This is a genomic window from Tabrizicola thermarum (genome assembly GCF_003574395.1).
Taxonomy (GTDB): Bacteria; Pseudomonadota; Alphaproteobacteria; order Rhodobacterales; family Rhodobacteraceae; genus Tabrizicola; species Tabrizicola thermarum.
On the sequence record NZ_QMJY01000068.1, the window covers coordinates 1 to 19,002 of the forward strand.

The 19,002-nt window shown below is 66.7% G+C and carries 16 protein-coding genes and 2 pseudogenes; 15 read left to right on the forward strand and 3 right to left on the reverse strand.

Annotated elements, in window-relative coordinates; genetic code table 11:
• Positions 1–76: 76 nt before the first annotated feature.
• A pseudogene (locus D5084_RS09710) lies at positions 77–409 on the forward strand (multicopper oxidase domain-containing protein); the annotation flags it as partial.
• Positions 410–890: 481 nt separating this feature from the next.
• Here the strand turns inward: D5084_RS09710 and D5084_RS09715 are convergent.
• Positions 891–1,304 (reverse strand): Rrf2 family transcriptional regulator, encoded by a 414-nt coding sequence (locus D5084_RS09715; RefSeq protein WP_128515296.1) that lies wholly within the window; start codon positions 1,302–1,304, stop codon positions 891–893.
• Positions 1,305–1,411: 107 nt separating this feature from the next.
• On the opposite strand from D5084_RS09715, the gene D5084_RS09720 reads away from it, so the two are divergent.
• From D5084_RS09720 to D5084_RS09730, 3 genes are read left to right on the forward strand one after another with little or no spacing between them, the layout of a single operon-like run.
• Positions 1,412–1,897 carry a hemerythrin domain-containing protein gene (locus D5084_RS09720; RefSeq protein WP_128515297.1) on the forward strand — a complete coding sequence of 162 codons (486 nt, stop codon included), beginning with the start codon at positions 1,412–1,414 and terminating at the stop codon, positions 1,895–1,897.
• A gap of 29 nt (positions 1,898–1,926) precedes the next feature.
• Positions 1,927–3,129 carry an NnrS family protein gene (locus D5084_RS09725; RefSeq protein WP_128515298.1) on the forward strand — a complete coding sequence of 401 codons (1,203 nt, stop codon included), beginning with the start codon at positions 1,927–1,929 and terminating at the stop codon, positions 3,127–3,129.
• 8 nt (positions 3,130–3,137) lie between these two features.
• The gene (locus D5084_RS09730) at positions 3,138–3,800 is read left to right on the forward strand and encodes an NnrU family protein (protein ID WP_128515299.1); all 663 of its coding nucleotides are present in this window, start codon (positions 3,138–3,140) and stop codon (positions 3,798–3,800) included.
• Positions 3,801–3,804: 4 nt separating this feature from the next.
• Here the strand turns inward: D5084_RS09730 and D5084_RS09735 are convergent, their stop codons facing one another.
• Entirely contained in the window at positions 3,805–4,503 is a 699-nt protein-coding gene (locus D5084_RS09735; protein WP_128515300.1) for a cyclic nucleotide-binding domain-containing protein, read from the reverse strand.
• A 250-nt stretch (positions 4,504–4,753) separates the two neighbouring features.
• On the opposite strand from D5084_RS09735, the gene D5084_RS09740 reads away from it, so the two are divergent.
• The 10 genes from D5084_RS09740 to D5084_RS09785 are packed head-to-tail and all read left to right on the forward strand — an operon-like array spanning position 4,754 to position 18,096.
• The gene (locus D5084_RS09740) at positions 4,754–7,474 is read left to right on the forward strand and encodes a nitrate/nitrite transporter (RefSeq protein WP_128515301.1); all 2,721 of its coding nucleotides are present in this window, start codon (positions 4,754–4,756) and stop codon (positions 7,472–7,474) included.
• Positions 7,475–7,489: 15 nt separating this feature from the next.
• Positions 7,490–11,233, forward strand: a complete 3,744-nt coding sequence (locus D5084_RS09745; RefSeq protein ID WP_128515302.1) for a nitrate reductase subunit alpha — start codon at positions 7,490–7,492, stop codon at positions 11,231–11,233.
• Positions 11,230–12,756 (forward strand): nitrate reductase subunit beta, encoded by a 1,527-nt coding sequence (narH, locus tag D5084_RS09750; RefSeq protein WP_128515303.1) that lies wholly within the window; start codon positions 11,230–11,232, stop codon positions 12,754–12,756. Before D5084_RS09745 ends, narH begins: the two co-directional genes overlap by 4 nt.
• Entirely contained in the window at positions 12,756–13,460 is a 705-nt protein-coding gene (gene narJ / locus D5084_RS09755) for a nitrate reductase molybdenum cofactor assembly chaperone (RefSeq protein ID WP_128515304.1), read from the forward strand. The genes narH and narJ overlap by 1 nt, the downstream gene beginning before the upstream one ends.
• A gap of 11 nt (positions 13,461–13,471) precedes the next feature.
• On the forward strand, positions 13,472–14,269 hold the full coding sequence (gene narI / locus D5084_RS09760; RefSeq protein WP_128515305.1) for a respiratory nitrate reductase subunit gamma: 798 nt from the start codon (positions 13,472–13,474) through the stop codon (positions 14,267–14,269).
• Between the two features lie 5 nt (positions 14,270–14,274).
• Positions 14,275–15,069, forward strand: coding sequence for a peptidylprolyl isomerase (locus tag D5084_RS09765; protein ID WP_128515306.1), 795 nt, complete (start codon positions 14,275–14,277; stop codon positions 15,067–15,069).
• A 20-nt stretch (positions 15,070–15,089) separates the two neighbouring features.
• The gene (locus D5084_RS09770) at positions 15,090–15,659 is read left to right on the forward strand and encodes a hemerythrin domain-containing protein (protein ID WP_128515307.1); all 570 of its coding nucleotides are present in this window, start codon (positions 15,090–15,092) and stop codon (positions 15,657–15,659) included.
• Positions 15,649–16,281: a carbonic anhydrase gene (locus tag D5084_RS09775; RefSeq protein WP_128515308.1), complete on the forward strand. Its 633-nt coding sequence runs from the start codon at positions 15,649–15,651 to the stop codon at positions 16,279–16,281. The genes D5084_RS09770 and D5084_RS09775 overlap by 11 nt, the downstream gene beginning before the upstream one ends.
• On the forward strand, positions 16,278–17,558 hold the full coding sequence (locus D5084_RS09780; RefSeq protein WP_128515309.1) for a molybdopterin molybdotransferase MoeA: 1,281 nt from the start codon (positions 16,278–16,280) through the stop codon (positions 17,556–17,558). Before D5084_RS09775 ends, D5084_RS09780 begins: the two co-directional genes overlap by 4 nt.
• Positions 17,559–17,568: 10 nt before the next feature.
• Positions 17,569–18,096 carry a DUF2478 domain-containing protein gene (locus D5084_RS09785; protein ID WP_128515310.1) on the forward strand — a complete coding sequence of 176 codons (528 nt, stop codon included), beginning with the start codon at positions 17,569–17,571 and terminating at the stop codon, positions 18,094–18,096.
• A gap of 178 nt (positions 18,097–18,274) precedes the next feature.
• Here the strand turns inward: D5084_RS09785 and D5084_RS09790 are convergent.
• A pseudogene (locus D5084_RS09790) lies at positions 18,275–18,631 on the reverse strand (DUF2793 domain-containing protein); the annotation flags it as partial.
• Between the two features lie 173 nt (positions 18,632–18,804).
• On the opposite strand from D5084_RS09790, the gene D5084_RS09795 reads away from it, so the two are divergent.
• Positions 18,805–19,002: transposase (locus D5084_RS09795; RefSeq protein ID WP_202910049.1), on the forward strand; the 198-nt coding region annotated here is incomplete at its 3' end.

Here is a 19,002-nt window from a genome sequence, read left to right on the forward strand (position 1 = left end):
GTCCTCCTTTGTGGATCCTCGCAGACCCACCTTGGCACATCGATGCCGTCGGGGGGCGGTCACATCATCAGAGCCGATGCAGCCCTATGTCTGGACGATCAACGGTGCCGTCTGGGGCCAGCACCAGCCGGTCACGGCGCGCAGAGGCGAGCGGGTTGTGCTCTCGTTCCACAACATGTCGATGATGGGGCACCCGATTCATCTGCACGGCCACGTGTTCCAGGTGGTCGGCATCAATGGACAGCGCGTTGCCGGCGCCCTGCGCGATACGGTCTACGTGCCGCCGATGTCGATGGTCGACGTGGCGCTCGACGCGGGCGAGGCCGCGCGCTGGATGCTGCATTGCCATCACATGCCGCATCTGTCGACCGGCATGATGACCGAGTTCGCGGTCACGGCATCGGCCTGACCGCAGGCGGGGCATTCGCCTCGGGCGCCCCGACCTCTCGATCGAGGCGATGGCGCGCCCCACCATTTTCTGGCGAAGCTCGCGGTAATGGGCCTCTCGCAGCGCGGAAAGCAGGAGAACGACATCATGAGCTGAAACGACATGGGTGCCGGAATGGGCTGGCGTCGCAGCTGAATCGCGTGGCCGCCCCGCCATCGCAAGTCGAGTTGGATCCCGGTCGCGTTCGGGTGGCGGAAGGGACGGGCCTGAACGACACCCGTCTTTCGTTCGGATGCACCTCGCTGGAGGTCGGCCGGACAGAAACGCATGCACGACGCAGGTTTGTGCTACCTTGCTTCGGACGCGGCGCGCGCCTTGAGGGTTGGGCAGGCTGCCAACGGGCAGCGGAACGCTGTCTTCAGGAAACCCTCACACCCCGTCGGCCCCTCTCTGGCGGCGATCCGTATCTGCATCATGTCTCGCGGATTCATGTCCCTGCGGGTCATGTCGTACCTGCGGGATAGGCGCAGTCGGCCAAGGTCGTCCTGTCCAGATCGTCGAGGAATACCTGGACCGCATGGGCCAGCCGCGCCTTGAGGCGGCACTGCGGCGTCAGGGTGCAGCTGTTGCCGGCCGGGGCAAAGCATTCCACCAGAGCCTTGCCCGCCTCCAGTCGTGCCACCACCTCGCCCAGGCGGATCTCCGAGGCGGGTCGCGCAAGCTTCGCCCCGCCGCCCCCGCCGCGCCTGGCCTCGATGTAGCCGGCCGCCGCCAGGGCTGAGATCACCTTGGCCAGATGGTTGCGCGAAATGCGAAACTCGTCGGCCAGTTCGGCCGTGGTGAAGGCGCGGTCGGGTTCGTTGGTCAGGCGCATCAGCACGCGCAGACCGTAATCGGTGAAGAAGGTGAGGCGCATGGTCACATCCTAGAAATTGGTATTTGAAATACGCATTACAACGGCGTAATCGGCAGATCAAATACCAATTCGCCACGACGGGGCTCCGCCCCCCGGAAAGGATCGCCATGAGATACGAAGGCACCGTCACGACCGGGACCGACACCGGCGCGCTGATCGAGCACATCCTGACCCGCTACCATGCGGCACATCGCGCCGATCTTGCCGAACTTCTGCCGCTGGCCGAGCGGGTTGAGCAGGTTCATGCAGACGACCCGGCGGCGCCGCGCGGCCTGGCCCAGGCGCTGGCGCGGCTGGCGCAGGAGATGGAGGATCACATGCGCAAGGAAGAGATGATCCTGTTTCCGGCGATGCGCGCCGACGGCGGCCCCTGGATCGCGCAGCCGATCGCGGTGATGCGCGCCGATCATGACGATCATGCCGAAGGCATTGCACGGATCCGCAAGCTGACGAACAAGTTCCACGCGCCGGACCATGCCTGCAAGTCCTGGCGGTCGCTCTATGCGGGTACCGAGCGGCTGCTTGATGACCTGGCCGCGCACATCGCGCTGGAAAACGACGTGCTCTTTCCGCGCTTCGAGCCGCGCGCATGACCTGAAACCGTCCGTAGAAGGAACGCCCCATGACCACGACGGCGGAACGGATGCGCGCCTGGACCGGCCCCGCCATCCTGACCTACGGCTTCCGGCCCTTCTTCTTCGGCGCCTCGGTCTGGGCGGCGCTGGCCATGGCCTTGTGGCTGGCGATGCTGGCGGGCCGGGTGGCGCTGCCCACGGCCTTCGATCCCGTGTCCTGGCACGCGCATGAATTCCTGTTCGGCTATCTCGGAGCGGTGGTGGCGGGGTTCCTGCTGACCGCGGTGCCGAACTGGACCGGGCGGTTGCCCATCACCGGCTGGCGGCTTGGCGGCCTTGCGCTTCTGTGGCTTGCCGGGCGTTTGGCGGTTGCGGTCTCGGCCGATCAGCCCGCAGCGGCTGCGGCGGTCGATCTGGCCTTTCCGCTGGTTCTTGCCGCCGCCATCGGGCGCGAGATCGTGGCGGGGCGCAACTGGCGCAACCTGATCGTGCTGGCGATGCTGGCCGTCTTTGCCCTGGGCAACGGTCTGTTTCATTGGGAAGCTGCGCGGGGGGACCCTGCCGCGCAGGGCTTTGGCCTGCGTCTTGGGCTCTCGGCGGGCGTGATGATGATCGCGGTCATCGGCGGGCGGATCGTGCCGTCGTTCACCCGCAACTGGCTGGTGCGACGTGAGCCGGGAAGACTGCCCATCCCGCCGATGCAGGGGTTCGACAAGGTGGCGCTGCTGATCCTGCTGGCGGCGCTCCTCCTGTGGGTCGCTCTGCCGCTGTGGACGGGCACGGGGGCGCTGCTGGCCCTGTCCGGGGCGCTCCACGCCATCCGGCTGGCGCGCTGGGCCGGACATCGCACCGTGGCCGAGCCACTGGTGACGGTGCTGCACGCCGGTTACGCCTTCCTGCCGTTGGGGGCGCTGGCGCTGGCGGCCGAGATCCTGGGGGTCGGGCCCTTCGGGATGGCGGCGGCGCAGCATCTGTGGATGGGCGGCGCGATCGGGCTGATGACGCTGGCGGTGATGACCCGGGCGACGCTTGGGCATACCGGGCAGGATCTGCACGCGGGCGCGGGAACCGTGGCCATCTACCTTGCGCTGGTTGTCGCTGTTCTTGCGCGCGCCGCGGCCGGCATCTGGCCTGAAGCCGGCGCGCTGCCTTACGACATCGCGGGGTTGGCCTGGACCTGCGCCTTCGGCGGCTATGCCCTTGTCTATGGCCGGCTGCTCCTGCGCCTGCCGCCCGCGAAACGGATCTGAGGGCGGCCATGGGCTGGGGTGAATACGCGCTGGCCTTCGCCGCGTTCTTCCTGACACATTCGCTGCCCGTCCGCCCGCCGCTGCGGCCATGGGCGGTGGCAAGGCTTGGCCGCGCAGGCTTTGCCGCCGCCTATTCCGCCCTGTCGCTGGCCGCGCTCGCCTGGCTGATCGTGGCAGCGGGGCGGGCGCCTTACCTTGGCCTGTGGGACTGGGCGCCCTGGCAGAACCATGTCGTGCTGGCTCTGATGCTGCCCGCCTGCCTGATCCTGACGCTTGCCATCGGCCGGCCGAACCCCTTTTCCTTCGGCGGGGCGCGCAACGACCGCTTCGATCCGCAACGGCCTGGCATCGTGCGCTTCACCCGCCATCCCCTGCTTGCAGCGCTGGCGCTGTGGTCTGCCGCCCATGTGCTGCCGAACGGCGACGTTGCGCATGTCCTTGTGTTCGGCGCCTTTGCGGCCTTTGCCCTGTTCGGCGGCCGCCTTGTCGATCGGCGGCGGCAGCGCGAGATGGGGCGAGCCTGGGCCGACCTGCGCCGGGCTGTCGCGTCATCGCCTGTCGCGGCGATCCCTGACGGCGGGACGCTCGCGCGTCTGGCAACCGGGCTCCTGCTTTACACAGCCTTGATCGTGCTGCACCCCCTGATCATCGGGGTGGATCCGCTGGGCTGACCCGTCAGGTCGTCGCGTCGTCGATCAGTGGGCTGGGGCGGGCGAAGCGCCGGAACTCTGCCTGATCGGTGATCGTGACGCGGGCGCCTTCCACGGCCAGGCCGTGGGGCTGCAAGCCCTTGAAGGCGCGGCTGAGGTTTTCGGGCGTCATGCCCAGAACCGAGGCGAGGCGGCGCTTTTCGTGCTCGAGCTCGAACGTGGCCGCGCCCCCCGCCCGCCGCTGCTGACGCAGCAGATAGTTCGCCAGCCGCTCGAGCGAGGTCCGAAGCTTCAGATCCTTCTGCGCCTTGACGACCGAACGGTAGCATTGCGCAAGTTCGGTGACGACGGCGCGGGCAAAGCCAGCGTCGCTGTCGAAGACGGCGCGCACGTCCTGGCTGGGGATGAGCGCGATCCGGCTTTTCTCCAGCGTCCGGGCCGACATGAGGTAAGGGGCATCCCGCACGGTTGCGGCGAGGATGAAGGTGGAGATCGGCCGAACCGTCGACAGGCTCGCCTCGCGGCCGTTCCACGATGCGAAGAGGTCAACCGACCCGGACAGGACGATGTGCAGGAAGTCGCTGGGATCGCCTTCGGCAATCAGCTCAATCTGCGCGGGAAAGGTCTGGACATAGGCGCCCCGGACCAGGGCGGCGAAGTTCACGTCGGTCATTGCCGCAAACAGGGGGAGGTCGCGAATCTCGCCGAAGGCTGAATCGGGCATCCGCCACTCCTTGAAACTGCCTTTGCAAGGATCGCCCTTCCGATTGATAAATGTCAAGGCCACGTTTGACCTGAGCAGCGCGCGCCTTGACCTGGCGCTGCATCGAGCATTACAAATTTCCACAAGCCATTTATTTCACAAGGAAATTCGCGAAATCTGATCCAGATCAACCCCGCGCGTGCGCCTCGGCCGCAGGATTGCATCAACCCCTTCGGGGGCTGACTGCGTCCTTCTAGCCGGAGTTGTCGCCATGCCAACCGCATTGCCAGTCTCGCGCGCGGATCAGAACCGCGCCCTGACGCTGAGCACGATCGCCTTCACCGCCTGCTTTGCGGTGTGGACGATCTTTTCCATCATCGGGGTCGCCATCAAGGGAGAGCTGGGGCTGAACGACACCCAGTTCGGCCTTCTGGTGGCAACCCCGATCCTGACCGGGTCGCTGACCCGCATCTTTCTGGGCGTCTGGACCGAGAAGTACGGCGGGCGGCTGGTGTTTTCGGCCCAGATGATCCTTGCGGCCCTGGCCACATGGGCGCTGACGCTGGCCGACAGCTACGTCATGTATCTGATCACGGCCCTGGGCGTGGGCCTGGCCGGCGGTTCGTTCATCATCGGCGTGGCCTATGTCAGCCGCTGGTATGATGCGGGCCACCAGGGCACGGCGCTGGGCATCTTCGGCGCGGGCAACATCGGCGCGGCGGTGACCAAGTTCGTCGCCCCCTTCGTCATGGTGGCCTGGGGCTGGCAGGGCGTGGCGCAGGTCTGGGCGGCCGGGCTGGCCCTGATCGGCGTGCTCTTCTTCCTGCTGGCCAAGGATGATCCGCAACTGGTCGAGCGCCGCAGGGCCGGCATCAGGGCGCCCTCGCTGGCCGAGCAGTTCGCGCCGCTGAAGAACATCCAGGTCTGGCGCTTCTCGCTCTACTATTTCTTCGTCTTCGGCGCCTTCGTCGCGCTGGCACTGTGGATGCCGCACTACCTGATCGACGTCTATGGCGTCGATGTCCGCACGGCCGGCATGGCGGCGGCCTCCTTCAGCCTGTCGGCGAGCCTGTTCCGGGCCTACGGCGGCCATCTGTCCGACAAGTTCGGCGCGCGGGCGGTCATGTACTGGACCTTCGGCTTCAGCCTGGTGTTCCTGTTCATGCTGTCCTACCCGCCGACGGACTATGTGGTCCAGGGCAAGGACGGCCCGATCGCGTTCTCCACCCGCATGGGGCTCTGGCCCTTCATCGTCACGCTTTTCGCGCTGGGCTTCTTCATGAGCCTCGGCAAGGCGGCGGTGTTCAAGCACATTCCCGTCTATTACCCGAACCATGTGGGCGCGGTCGGCGGCCTTGTCGGCATGATCGGCGGCCTTGGCGGCTTCGTCCTGCCCATCGTCTTCGGCGCTCTGCTGGACCTGACCGGCATCTACACCTCGTGCTTTGCGCTGCTTTTCATTCTGGTCGCCATCGCGCTGGCCTGGATGCACCTGTCGATCCGGGCGATGGAGCGCATGGCGCATGGCGAGGCGCTCGACCGCCTGCCGCAACTGCCCGAGATGCAGGACATCCATCATCCCGAGCGCACCGCCATGCCGCGCGTGCTGGAGGACTGGCGGCCCGAAGACCCGACCTTCTGGGCCGAGAAGGGCCGGGCCATCGCGCGGCGCAACCTGTGGATCTCGATCCCGGCGCTGCTTCTGGCCTTCTCGGTCTGGATGGTCTGGTCGATGGTGGTGGCCAAGCTGCCCTCGATCGGGTTCGCCTTCACGCCCGAACAGTTGTTCTGGCTCGCGGCCCTGCCTGCGCTGTCGGGTGCCACGCTGCGGATCTTCTACGGCTTCATGGTGCCGATCTTTGGCGGCAGGCTTTGGACCACGCTGTCCACCGCGTCGCTGATGCTGCCTGCCATCGGCATCGGCTATGCCGTGAAGAACCCGGAAACCCCCTACGTCATCTTTCTGGTGCTGGCGCTCCTTTGCGGTCTGGGCGGGGCCAACTTCGCCTCTTCGATGGCCAATATCGGCTATTTCTTCCCGAAGGCCGAAAAAGGCAATGCGCTGGCCCTGAACGCAGGGCTCGGCAACCTCGGCGTCAGCGTCATGCAGTTCGTGGTGCCGTTGGTGATCACCACCGGTGTCTTCGGCGCGATGGGCGGCGAGCCGCAGGTTCTGTCCGACGGCGGCAAGCTATGGTTGCAGAACGCAGGCTTCATCTGGGTGCCCTTCATCCTGGCCTGCACGATCGCGGCCTGGCTGGGGATGAACGACATCGCCGACGCGAAGGCGAGCTTCGCCCGGCAAGCGGTGATCTTCGGGCGCGCGCACAACTGGCTGATGTGCGTTCTCTACATCGGCACCTTCGGCAGCTTCATCGGCTATTCCGCGGGCTTCCCCCTCCTGTCGAAGATCGCCTTTCCTGAAGTCAACGCGCTGCAATACGTCTTCCTCGGCCCGCTGATCGGCGCACTCAGCCGCGCAGGCACGGGCTGGATTTCCGACCGGTTCGGCGGCGGGCGCGTCACCTTCTGGGTATTCGCGGGAATGATCCTCTCGGTGCTTGCGGTGATCTTCTCGCTGCAATCCGGCAGCTTCGCCGGGTTCTTTGCGGGCTTCATGGCGCTGTTCTTCTTCACTGGGGTCGGCAATGCCTCCACCTTCCAGATGATCCCGGTCATCATGGGCAAAGAGGTGCCGCGCCTGATGCCGGAGCTTCAGGGTGCCGACCGCGCGCGCCAGATCGCGATGGAATCGGGCGGCATCGTCGCCTTCACCAGCGCGATCGGCGCCTATGGCGGGTTCTTCATCCCCAAGGCCTACGGCTCGTCCATCGCGATGACCGGCTCGCCCATCGGTGCGCTGTGGCTGTTCCTGGCCTTCTACGTGGTCTGCCTTGCCCTGACCTGGGCCATCTACACCCGGCCCGGCGGACTTCTCCACGACATCGAGCGTGGCCGCGCCACCCCTGCGGCCCCCCAACCCGCCGAATAACGAAAGGAAGCGACGATGAGCCACCTGCTCGACAGACTGAACTTCTTCCAGACGAAGACGCTGGAGACCTTTTCCGACGGCTGGGGTGAGGCCACGCGCGAGGATCGCGGCTGGGAGGACACCTATCGGAACCGCTGGCGCCACGACAAGATCGTGCGCTCGACCCACGGGGTGAACTGCACCGGATCCTGTTCGTGGAAGATCTACGTCAAGTCCGGCATCGTCACCTGGGAAACCCAGCAGACCGACTATCCCCGCACCCGCGCGGGCCTGCCCAACCACGAACCGCGCGGCTGTGCGCGGGGGGCGTCCTACAGCTGGTATCTCTACAGCGCCAACCGGGTGAAGAACCCGCTGGTCCGCGGCAGCCTGATGCGGGCCTGGCGGAAGATGCGTGCGACGATGACTCCTGTCGCCGCCTGGTCCGCGATCCAGTCCGATCCCTCCTTGCGCGCAAGCTACACCTCGACCCGCGGCAAGGGCGGATTTGTCCGCGCCACCTGGGACGAGGCAACCGAGATCATCGCTGCCGCCAATGCCTACACGGCGAAGACCTATGGTCCCGACCGGGTGTTCGGCTTCTCGCCCATTCCGGCGATGTCGATGGTCAGCTACGCCGCCGGCTCGCGCTATCTGTCGCTTCTGGGCGGCACCTGCATGTCGTTCTACGACTGGTATTGCGACTTGCCGCCCTCGAGCCCCCAGACCTGGGGCGAACAGACCGACGTGCCGGAAAGCGCGGACTGGTACAACGCGGGGTTCATCATGCTTTGGGGTTCGAACGTGCCCCAGACCCGGACGCCGGACGCGCATTTCTATACCGAGGTGCGCTATCGCGGCACAAAGTCCGCCGTGGTCAGCCCCGACTATTCGGAAGCCGCCAAGTTCGCCGACCTCTGGCTGAACCCGCAGGCGGGCACCGATGCGGCGCTGGCCATGGCCATGGGCCATGTCATCCTGCGCGAATACCACCTCGACCGGCAGGCCGAATACTTCGAGGACTACGCGCGCCGCTACACCGACATGCCCGTGCTGGTCGTGCTGGACGAACAGGAGGGCCGTCTGGTGCCGGGCCGGATGCTGCGGGCCGCGGATTTCAACGACAAGCTGGGCGAGGCGAACAATCCCGACTGGAAGACGGTCGCCTACGACGAGGGCTCGGGCCGCTTCGTCGTTCCCAACGGCTCCATAGGCTTCCGCTGGGGCGAGGAAGGCAAGTGGAACCTCGAGGAAAAGGCGGCCGGCGCCGCCACGCGGCTGCGCCTGAGCCAGATCCTTGAGGGGGACCATGACAGCGTAGTGGGCGTGGCCTTCCCCTACTTTGGCGGGGCGGCAACGGCCAATTTCGTGAAATGCGACGCGCCCGAGGTGCTGATGCGCAATGTCCCGGCCCGCAAGGTCCGGCTTGCCGACGGGCGCGAGGTGCTGGTGGCGACAGTGTTCGACCTCTTCTGCGCCAATTACAGCCTGGATCGGGGCCTCGGCGGCGACTGGGTATCGCGGAACTACGACGACGACATCCCCTACACCCCCGCATGGGCCGAACGGATCACCGGAGTCGCGCGCGAGAAGATCATCGCCGTCGCGCGCGAATTCGCGGGCAACGCCGAAAAGACCCATGGCAAGAGCATGGTCATCCTCGGCGCCGGTCTGAACCATTGGTACCACATGGACATGAACTACCGCGGCATCATAAACCTCCTGGTGATGTGCGGCTGCATCGGGCAGGAAGGCGGCGGCTGGTCGCATTATGTGGGACAGGAGAAGCTCCGGCCGCAGACCGGCTGGGCCCCCTTGGCCTTCGCGCTCGACTGGAGCCGCCCGCCGCGGCAGATGAACTCCACCTCCTGCTGGTATGCCCACACAGACCAGTGGCGCTACGAGACCCTGCGCGCGGGCGAGATCCTGTCGCCGACCGCGCCGAAGGGCGACTGGGACATCAGCCTAATCGACTACAACATCCGGGCGGAACGCATGGGCTGGCTGCCCTCGGCCCCGCAGCTGAAGACCAATCCGCTGGAGGTCGCGAAGGCCGCGAAGAAGGCCGGCAAGGACATCCGCGACTACGTTGCCGAAGAACTGAAAGCCGGCCGGCTGGAGATGTCCTGCGAGGACCCGGATGCGCCTGAGAACTGGCCGCGCAACCTGTTCGTCTGGCGCTCGAACCTCCTCGGCTCATCCGGCAAGGGGCATGAGTATTTCCTCAAGCACCTTTTGGGCACCGATCACGGCGTGATGGGCAAGGATCTGGGCGAAGAGGGCCGCGCCAGGCCGAAGGAGGCGCGCTGGCACGAGAAGGCGCCGAAGGGCAAGCTGGACCTTCTGGTCTGCATCGACTTCCGCATGTCCACCACGGCGGTCTATGCCGACATCGTGCTGCCGACGGCGTCGTGGTATGAAAAGGACGACCTGAACACCTCGGACATGCACCCGTTCATCCACCCACTTCAGGCGGCGGTGGACCCGGCCTACGAGAGCAAGTCCGACTGGGAGATCTTCAAGGCCATTGCGCGGAAGTTCAGCGACGTCGCCCCAGAAGTGCTGGGGGTGGAGACCGACATCGTCGCGCTGCCGCTTCTGCACGACACGGCCGCGGAACTGGCGCAGCCGCTGGTCAAGGACTGGAAGAAGGGCGAATGCGACCTGATCCCGGGCAAGACCGCGCCGAACTTCATCGCGGTGGAACGGGATTACCCGAACCTTTACCGGAAGTTCACCTCGGTTGGCCCACTTCTCGAGAAGCTCGGCAACGGCGGCAAGGGCATCGCCTGGGACACCAAGGCCGAGGTCCAGCACCTGCGCGACCTGAACGGCACGGTCGAGGACGGCATCGGCAAGGGCCAGCCGAAGCTGGAAACCGCAATCGACGCGGCCGAGATGATCCTGATGCTGGCGCCCGAAACCAACGGCGAGGTCGCGGTCAAGGCCTGGGGGGCGCTGGAAAAGCCCACGGGCCAGCACCACACCCATCTGGCCGAAGGTGCCCACCACACGAAGCTGCGCTTCCGCGACATCGCAGCCCAGCCGCGCAAGATCATCTCCTCGCCCACCTGGTCGGGGATCGAAAGCGAAGAGGTCTGCTACAACGCGGGCTACACCAACGTCCACGAGCTGATCCCCTGGCGCACGCTGACCGGCCGCCAGCAGCTCTATCAGGATCACGAATGGATGCGCGCCTTCGGCGAGGGCTTCGTCGGCTACCGCCCGCCGGTGGACCTGAAGACGATCACCAAGGCTGTCAACAGCGACGCGGCCGAGGGGAACCCGCACGTGGTGCTGAACTTCATCACGCCGCACCAGAAATGGGGCATCCACAGCACCTACAGCGACAACCTGCTGATGCTGACGCTGAACCGCGGCGGGCCGGTGGTCTGGATGTCCGAACTGGACGCGCGGAAGGCGGGCCTTGTCGATAACGACTGGGTCGAGGTTTACAACGTCAACGGCGCGCTGACCGCGCGGGTCGTCGTGTCCCAGCGGATCAAGCAGGGCACGCTGTTCATGTATCACGCGCAGGAGAAGATCGTGAACACGCCCGGGTCGGAAAAGACCGGCCTGCGCGGCGGCATCCACAATTCGGTGACGCGGGCCACGCTCAAGCCCACGCATATGATCGGCGGCTACGCGCAATTGTCCTGGGGTTTCAACTACTACGGCACCGTGGGCAGTAACCGGGACGAATTCGTGATCGTCCGCAAGATGAAGAAGGTCGATTGGCTCGACCGTCCCGCAACCAAGGGTCTGGAGGCAGCGGAATGAAAGTTCGTGCGCAAATCGGCAAGGTGCTGAACCTGGACAAGTGCATCGGCTGTCACACCTGTTCGGTCACCTGCAAGAACGTCTGGACCACGCGGGACGGCGTCGAATACGCTTGGTTCAACAACGTCGAGACCAAGCCGGGCACCGGTTATCCGACGGACTGGGAAAACCAGAAACGCTGGAACGGCGGCTGGGTCCGCACGGCCGGCGGCAAGCTGCAACCGCGTCAGGGCGCCAAATGGCGGATCCTGGCGAACATCTTCGCCAATCCGAACATGCCCGAGATCGACGACTACTACGAGCCGTTCGATTTCGACTACGACCATCTGAAATCCGCCCCCGACATGCAGGCCTTTCCCACCGCGCGCCCCCGGTCGAAGATCACCGGCGAGCGGATCGAGAAGATCGAGAAGGGCCCGAACTGGGAGGAGATCCTCGGCGGCGAGTTCGCGAAGCGGTCCCAGGACTACAACTTCGACAAGGTGCAGAAGGACATCTACGGGGAATACGAGAACACCTTCATGATGTATCTGCCGCGTCTGTGCGAGCACTGCCTGAACCCGACCTGCTCTGCCTCCTGCCCCTCAGGCGCGATCTACAAGCGCGAGGAGGACGGCATCGTCCTGATCGACCAGGAGAAATGCCGCGGCTGGCGGATGTGCATCTCGGGCTGCCCCTACAAGAAGGTCTATTACAACTGGGATACCGGCAAGTCCGAGAAATGCACCTTCTGCTATCCGCGCATCGAGAGCGGCCAGCCGACGGTCTGTTCGGAAACTTGCGTCGGGCGCATCCGCTATCTGGGGGTGATCCTCTATGACGCCGACAGGATCGCCGAGGCCGCCAGCGCGGATCGGGAAACCGATCTTTATGGCGCGCAGCTGGACGTGTTCCTCGACCCGAACGACCCCGAGGTGATCGCCGCCGCCCGCCGCGACGGAATCCCTGAGGACTGGATCGAGGCCGCGAAGGTCAGCCCGGTCTGGAAGATGGCGATGGACTGGAAGGTCGCCTTCCCGCTGCACCCGGAATACCGGACGCTGCCGATGGTGTGGTACATCCCGCCGCTCAGCCCGATCCAGAATGCCGCCCAGGCGGGACAGATCGCGATGAGCGACCAGATGCCCGACGTGCGATCCCTGCGCATCCCCGTCAAATACCTCGCCAACATGCTGACGGCGGGGGACGAGGAGCCCATCGTTCACGCCCTCGAACGCATGTCCGCGATGCGGCTCTACATGCGGGCGCTCAGCGTGGAGGGCGTGCGGGACGAGGCGATCGCCGCTCGTGTCGGGATGTCCGGCCGGGTGATCGAGGACATGTACAAGATCATGGCCATCGCCGACTACGAGGACCGCTTCGCGATTCCCACGGCGCATCGCGAGCAGCACGAAGAGGCGGCCGAGATCCGCGGCGGCTGCGGCTTCACCGACGGCAACGGCTGCTCGACCGGCGAGACCGGCAGGACAAGCCTGTTCGGCGGCAAGAAGAAGAAATTCGCCCTTCCGCAGGAGACCTTCTGATGGACCGCACGCTCAAGTCCCTGTCGCTGATCCTGAGCTATCCCACGGCCGAGGTGCAGGCGGCGATGCCGGTCATCGCCGATGTCCTGACCTGCGATGCCCGCATTCCCGCGGCGACGCGGGCCGACCTCGCATCCCTCGCCCGGGGGCTGGGGCGGGGGGATCTCACCGATCTTCAGGAAACCTATGTCGCGCTCTTCGACCGCTCGCGCAGCCTGTCGCTGAACCTGTTCGAACATGTCCACGGCGAAAGCCGGGACCGGGGAGGCGCGATGGTCAGCCTGATCGAGACCTATCGGGCGGCGGGCTTCGAGCCTACCACCTCGGAACTGCCCGACCACCTGCCGGTGCTGCTGGAATTCCTGTCGATGCGTCCCTTCGCAGAAGCACAGGAAACCCTGGCGGACGCGGCGCATATCCTTGATGCTCTGGCAGCCCGGCTGGTCCGGCGCGAGAGCGGATATGCCGCCGCGTTCGCCGCTCTTTCCGCTCTTGCGGGCGGAACGGCCGACGCCGAGGCGCTGGCCGAGATGCTCAGGCAGCCCGAGGACGACCCGGCCGACCTCGCCGCGCTCGATGCGGTCTGGGCGGAAACCGAAGTCACCTTCGGCCCCGATCCGAACGCCGGCTGCCCCCAGGTCCGCGACATGCTGGCCCTGATGGACCAACCCATCCACCGCGCCCCGGGCGCGATCGCGCTGTGACGGAGGCCCCCATGAACAGCTTCTTCTTCGGCATCTACCCCTACATCGCCCTGTCGGTCATGGTGATCGGCTCCATCGCCCGCTATGAACGCGACCCCTTCACCTGGAAGACCTCGTCGAGCCAGCTTCTGCGGCGCAGGCAGCTCATCATCGGGTCGGTGCTGTTCCACGTCGGCGTCCTGGTGATCTTCTTCGGTCACCTCGTGGGCCTCTTGACCCCGATCGTCGTCTTCGACGCCCTCGGGATCAGCCACGGTGCCAAACAGCTGCTTGCGGTGGTGGCCGGGGGCATCGCGGGCATCATGGCGCTGATCGGCGGTGCGATGCTCCTGCACCGCCGCTGGGTCGATCCGCGTATCCGCAAGACCTCGAGCCTTGCGGACATTGCGATCCTGATCCTTCTTCTGGCGCAGCTCGTGCTGGGTCTTGGCACGATCTTCGTGTCGCTTCAGCACCTTGACGGGCATGAGATGACCAAGTTCATGGCTTGGGCGCAGATGATCTTCACCTTCCGCGCCGGTGCGGCCGAGCAGATCGCCGATGTGGCGCCGATCTTCAAGCTGCACATCGTTCTGGGGCTGACGATCTTCCTCGTCTTCCCCTTCACCCGACTGGTTCACATCGCTTCGGGATTCTTCGCGCCGCTGCGCTACCTGTTCCTGCGCTCCGGGTATCAGCTGGTCCGCTCGCGCCGGCGCCGCCCGCTGGAGGAGCGCCGCCGCAGCGCCGAACCCCGGGCCGCAGGGGCACGCGCCGCCACCATTCCGCATGGCACTGCGGGGGGCGCCGTCCCCAGCGCGGCGGAGTGACGGCAATGACGGTCCCGCTTTTTCCCGATGTCGTGGTGAACGGCGAAATCATCCCCTCGGCGGCCATCGCCGCCGAGGCGCAGAACCACACCGCGCCGAAGGACAAGCCCGGCATCGCCTGGCGCAAGGCGGCCCAGGCGCTGGCGATCCGCGCGCTGTTGCTGCAGGAGGCCCGGGCGCGCGGCCTGGTGCCCGACCCGCAGGAGCTGGCCCCCGGACGGTGGGAAATCGGAGAGGAAGCGCTGATCCGCGCGCTACTCGACACGGCGATCCAACCCGAGCCCGTCACCGAAGAGGCGATCCGCGCCGCTTGGGAAACGGATCCGGGCCGCTATCGCTCGGCGCCGCTGTGGGACGTGTCGCACATCCTCTGCGCCTGCGATCCCGGCGACGCGGCCTCCAGCGCCGCGGCCGAGGCGCGGGCGCGGGCAATCCTCGGGCGGCTGGACGGCGGGGCAGAGAGTTTCGCCCGCGCCGCCCGCGACAGCGACTGCGGATCGGCCGCGCAGGGCGGGCATCTGGGCCAGATCGGCCCCGGCGACACGGTGCCCGAGTTCGAGGCCGCCCTGCGCGGCCTGCCCGAAGGCGGCATGACCGCAGAGCCCGTCCTGTCGCGGCACGGCTGGCATATCATCCGCCTTAACGCTGTTGCGCCCGGACAGGTGCTGCCGTTCGAAACCGTGCACCCCCGGATCGCCCGGGCGCTGGAGAAGGCGGCCTGGGCACGCGCCTCGCGCGACTTCGTGGCTGGCCTCGGCCGAAGGGCGACCATCACCGGCGCAAGCCTTGCCCCGATCTGAGACATGCGCGGAAGAACGACATGAGCGGGTCATGTCCCTCGCCCCGTGGGCGCGAACAGCCGGACGCCGATCTCTGCCTCATCGCCCGGCCGCTGGATTTCATCGCCGAAGTCCATCTGCGCGAACGGCAGATCTGTGCCCTGCTCGATGGCCTCGTCACGGCTCGGACCTTCGACCGCAAGGCCGCCGTGTCGATCCTGCGCTTTCTCAACGAAGAGGTCGGCGTGCATCTGCGGGACGAGGCGGAGGATCTGTTTCAGGCTCTTGCAGGCCTATGCCAGGAAGAGGAGTCGATCGACACCGTCCTGACCCGCGTCCGCGCCGATCAGGAGCGGGCGACGGCCCTGCTGCCCGAGGTGCGGCGTGCCCTTCAGCTCTGCCTCGACAACGGAGGCAGTCTTTCCGACGCCGACAGAGAGGTGCTTGCGCAATTCGCCGACCGTGTCCGCCGGCATCTGATCGTCGAGAACGCCATAATCCTGCCCATGGCCCGCGCCCGGCTTACGCGCGCGGACCTGCGCCGCCTGGCCTCGGGGATGCGATCGAGGCGCGGGCTTTCAGGCACACAGGAGCTGCCCGATGCTCAATGACCTTCTGGACCGCAACCGCGACTGGTCGACCAGCCGACAGGCGCAGGATCCGGGCTACTTCGCCCGCCTCGCGGCCCTTCAGGCCCCGGAATTCTTCTGGATCGGCTGTTCGGACAGCCGTGTGCCGGCGAACGTGGTGGCGGGTCTCAAACCGGGCGAGGTTTTCGTCCACCGCAATGTCGCCAATGTGGTCCATTCGTCGGACATGAACCTGCTTTCGGCGCTGGAATTCGCCGTCGAGGCGCTGCACGTGCGCGAGATCATCGTCTGTGGCCACTATGGCTGCGGCGGGGTCAGGGCCGCGACCGAGGATCTGCCGCACGGCCTCGCCGACCACTGGCTGGAACCGATCCGGCGGCTGGCGCGGGCCTATGCGGTCGATCTGGGGCGCGAGCGCGACATCGAGGCACGGCGCGACCGGCTGGCAGAGTTCAATGTGGTGGAGGGCGTCCGCCGGGTGGCCGAGACGCCGATCCTGCAACGGGCCTGGGCGCGGGGCTCGAGGATCCGGGTGCACGGTCTGATCTACGGCCTGAAGGACGGGCTCCTGCGCGACCTCGACTGCACGATCGGCCCGGGGCATTTCCAGGACGCACAGCCTAGCCGCGAGGTGGCAACATGACAGTCGCTCCCACACTTGCCGCCCCCGGCTGCGGCTGCGAGCGCGTGAACCCGAAGGGCACGCTCCTCGCCATCGACGAGGCCATCGACCGGATCTTGGCCCATGCCTGCCCGCCAGCGGGGGACGAAACGGTCGATCTGGCCCGCGCCCTCGGCCGCGTCCTCGCCCGCCCGGTCCGTTCCGCCGCGCCGGTGCCGCCTTTCGACAATGCCGCGATGGATGGCTTTGCGCTGCGCTGCGCGGATCTGACCGGCCCCGGCCCGTGGATGGTTCCGGTGGTGTCGCGGGTGCCCGCAGGGCATGGCGCGGGCGCGGTCCTGCCCGGCGGCGCGGCCGTGCGCATCTTCACCGGTGCGCCGCTTCCGGCGGGGGCCGACGCCGTGGTGATGCAGGAAGAGGTCACGCGCGAGGGCGATGCCATCCTGCTCGGCGCCCGCCCGCATCCCGGACTGAACCTGCGCAGGGCTGGCAGCGACCTGGCGGCAGGGGACCTTGCCCTGCAAGCCGGGCGCAGGCTCGGCCCGAAGGAGATCGCCGCCTGTGCCGCGGCCGGTGCAGGCCGGGTTCATGTGCGTCCGCCCCTTCGCGTGGCGCTCTTGGTGACGGGCGACGAGATCCGGCCGGCCGGCGGTCGCCGCAGCCATGCCCAGATCTGGGATGTGAACACCCCCATGCTCTCGGCGCTCATGCGCCGGCCCGCGATCGATCTGATTTCGGCCGGTCGGGCGGCCGATGATCGGACCGGTCTGACCGCACAACTGGCCGGGCTTGCGGCCCGCTGCGACCTGATCGTCACGACGGGCGGGATCTCGGTCGGGGAAGAGGACCATGTCAGACCTGCACTGGCCGGTCTCGGCGCCAGGGTTTTCTTCAGCGGGGTGGCGATCAAGCCCGGCAAGCCGGTCTCTTTCGGGCGTCTCGGCACCTGCCTCTGGCTTGGACTGCCCGGCAATCCGCTTTCGGCATTCGTGACCTTCCAGGTCTTCGGTGCAGCCCTTCTGCGGCAGATGACCGGCGAATCCGGGCCGGCCGACCTTCGCAGGCACGTCGTCCTTTCGGAGCCTGTCCACAGGAAGCCGGGACGCTGCGAGCTGCGCCCGGCAAGCCTCGCGGGGTTCGATGGGCTTGGGCGCGAGGTGGTGCGCATGGATGCCACCACGCATTCGGACCGGGTCGGGCTCTTGCCTGCGGCCGACGGCCTTGCGTTTCTGCCCGCCGAGGCGGAGCATCTGCCGGCCGGCGCCCTTGTCGAGTTTCTACCCTTCTGCACGGCATGAGGAGCCAGACATGCAGCTTGCCTTCACCATGGCCCCCGGACGCGGCGACACGGATCGGCTTCTGGCCCGCCTTGCCGACGATCTGACAACCCGCGGCCTGCGGCTCTGCGGCACGGTGCAGATCAACACCGCGCGCGCGACTGCGGCCCACTGCGACATGGATGTCCGCGTTCTGCCCGACGGCCCGGTGCTGAGGATCAGCCAGAACCTCGGCACGCGCTCCCGAGGTTGCCGTCTGAACCCCGAGGCGCTGGAGGCGGCCGTCGGACTGGTTGCCGCGCGTCTGCAAGGCGGGGCGGATCTCGTCCTCATCAACAAGTTCGGCAAGCATGAGGCCGAGGGGCGCGGGTTTCGGGATGTGATCGCCATGGCGCTCGACCGCGACATTCCGGTGCTTGTCGGTCTGAACCGTCTGAATCAGACCGCCTTCGAGACCTTCGCAGGCGGATGTGCGGTGTCCCTGCCGCCCGAGCGCAAGGCCATCGGGAAATGGATCGAAGGCGTCGTGCATACTCCTTTCTGCCTGCTCGATTGCTGATCTCTTGCGACTGACCATCTTTGCGCAACTGTGGCCGTCACGATCGCGTCACGTGCGGTTTCGGAGAGAGCGGGCAAGAGCGCTACCTGCGATGCGTCTGCGCCGATGGACGGTCTGGCTCGCAAGCGACCGACGCGACAACTTCGGATGGCTTTCCGGTTAGTGTCATTATTGATCCTCAGAAATCCGTCTCCAGGTAGACCCCGGCGCAGTCGAAGGCGACGGCAGCGGCGGTCGCGCCGGTGTTCATGAAGAGCCGGGGCGACAGGAACTGCGTTGCGGCGGGCAGATCGGCGGTGATCTCCTGCTCGAAGACCGCGCCGGAGACCTCGTCGACCACCCGCACCCAGACGGATGACCCATTCGGCGGGGCGGCAATGAACAGGGTCAGCACGCCACCCGTCGCAATGGCGAAACTCGCGCCCATGTCGGTCAGGGTCTGGGCGCCGGTCCCGTCGTTCGCGACCAGCTGCCAGCGGGTGTGGGTGCCGCGCTGGAAGCCGATGCCTATGCAGTTGATGGCTGAGGCCAGCGTTTTCCCCACGATCGGATGCACTGCGTACGCTCTCGGCCCGGCGCTTCTCCCGTTGGCGTCCGAGGAGCTGGTGTAATTTCATCGCCGCTGGCGGTGTGATCCTGGGTGGCCATCGAGGTGTAGGATCGAGGTGGAGTTTGGCGACTTCAACCACGGACCTCACGGGGACCCCGATGACCAAGACGAACATGGACCTGTCCGAGCTTCTGGCCAAGCACGATCAGGGAGACTTTCTGCGCGGCATTGCCGAGGCCGTCCTGCAGCTGATCATGGAGACCGATGTGGAAGGCATCATCGGCGCTGGACGGCACGAGCGCAGCGGCGAACGCACGACCTGGCGCAACGGGTATCGAGAGCGCGCTCTCGATACC

Excerpts from the sequence above, each read along its gene's own strand:
- D5084_RS09725 (WP_128515298.1), top strand. The coding sequence starts at position 1,927 with ATGACCACGACGGCGGAACGGATGCGCGCCTGGACCGGCCCCGCCATC.
- D5084_RS09775 (WP_128515308.1), top strand. The coding sequence starts at position 15,649 with ATGCTCAATGACCTTCTGGACCGCAACCGCGACTGGTCGACCAGCCGA.
- D5084_RS09780 (WP_128515309.1), top strand. The coding sequence starts at position 16,278 with ATGACAGTCGCTCCCACACTTGCCGCCCCCGGCTGCGGCTGCGAGCGC.
- narI (WP_128515305.1), top strand. The coding sequence starts at position 13,472 with ATGAACAGCTTCTTCTTCGGCATCTACCCCTACATCGCCCTGTCGGTC.
- D5084_RS09730 (WP_128515299.1), top strand. The coding sequence starts at position 3,138 with ATGGGCTGGGGTGAATACGCGCTGGCCTTCGCCGCGTTCTTCCTGACA.
- narH (WP_128515303.1), top strand. The coding sequence starts at position 11,230 with ATGAAAGTTCGTGCGCAAATCGGCAAGGTGCTGAACCTGGACAAGTGC.
- D5084_RS09740 (WP_128515301.1), top strand. The coding sequence starts at position 4,754 with ATGCCAACCGCATTGCCAGTCTCGCGCGCGGATCAGAACCGCGCCCTG.
- D5084_RS09745 (WP_128515302.1), top strand. The coding sequence starts at position 7,490 with ATGAGCCACCTGCTCGACAGACTGAACTTCTTCCAGACGAAGACGCTG.
- D5084_RS09715 (WP_128515296.1), bottom strand. The coding sequence starts at position 1,304 with ATGCGCCTCACCTTCTTCACCGATTACGGTCTGCGCGTGCTGATGCGC.
- D5084_RS09720 (WP_128515297.1), top strand. The coding sequence starts at position 1,412 with ATGAGATACGAAGGCACCGTCACGACCGGGACCGACACCGGCGCGCTG.
- D5084_RS09765 (WP_128515306.1), top strand. The coding sequence starts at position 14,275 with ATGACGGTCCCGCTTTTTCCCGATGTCGTGGTGAACGGCGAAATCATC.
- D5084_RS09735 (WP_128515300.1), bottom strand. The coding sequence starts at position 4,503 with ATGCCCGATTCAGCCTTCGGCGAGATTCGCGACCTCCCCCTGTTTGCG.
- D5084_RS09785 (WP_128515310.1), top strand. The coding sequence starts at position 17,569 with ATGCAGCTTGCCTTCACCATGGCCCCCGGACGCGGCGACACGGATCGG.
- narJ (WP_128515304.1), top strand. The coding sequence starts at position 12,756 with ATGGACCGCACGCTCAAGTCCCTGTCGCTGATCCTGAGCTATCCCACG.
- D5084_RS09770 (WP_128515307.1), top strand. The coding sequence starts at position 15,090 with ATGAGCGGGTCATGTCCCTCGCCCCGTGGGCGCGAACAGCCGGACGCC.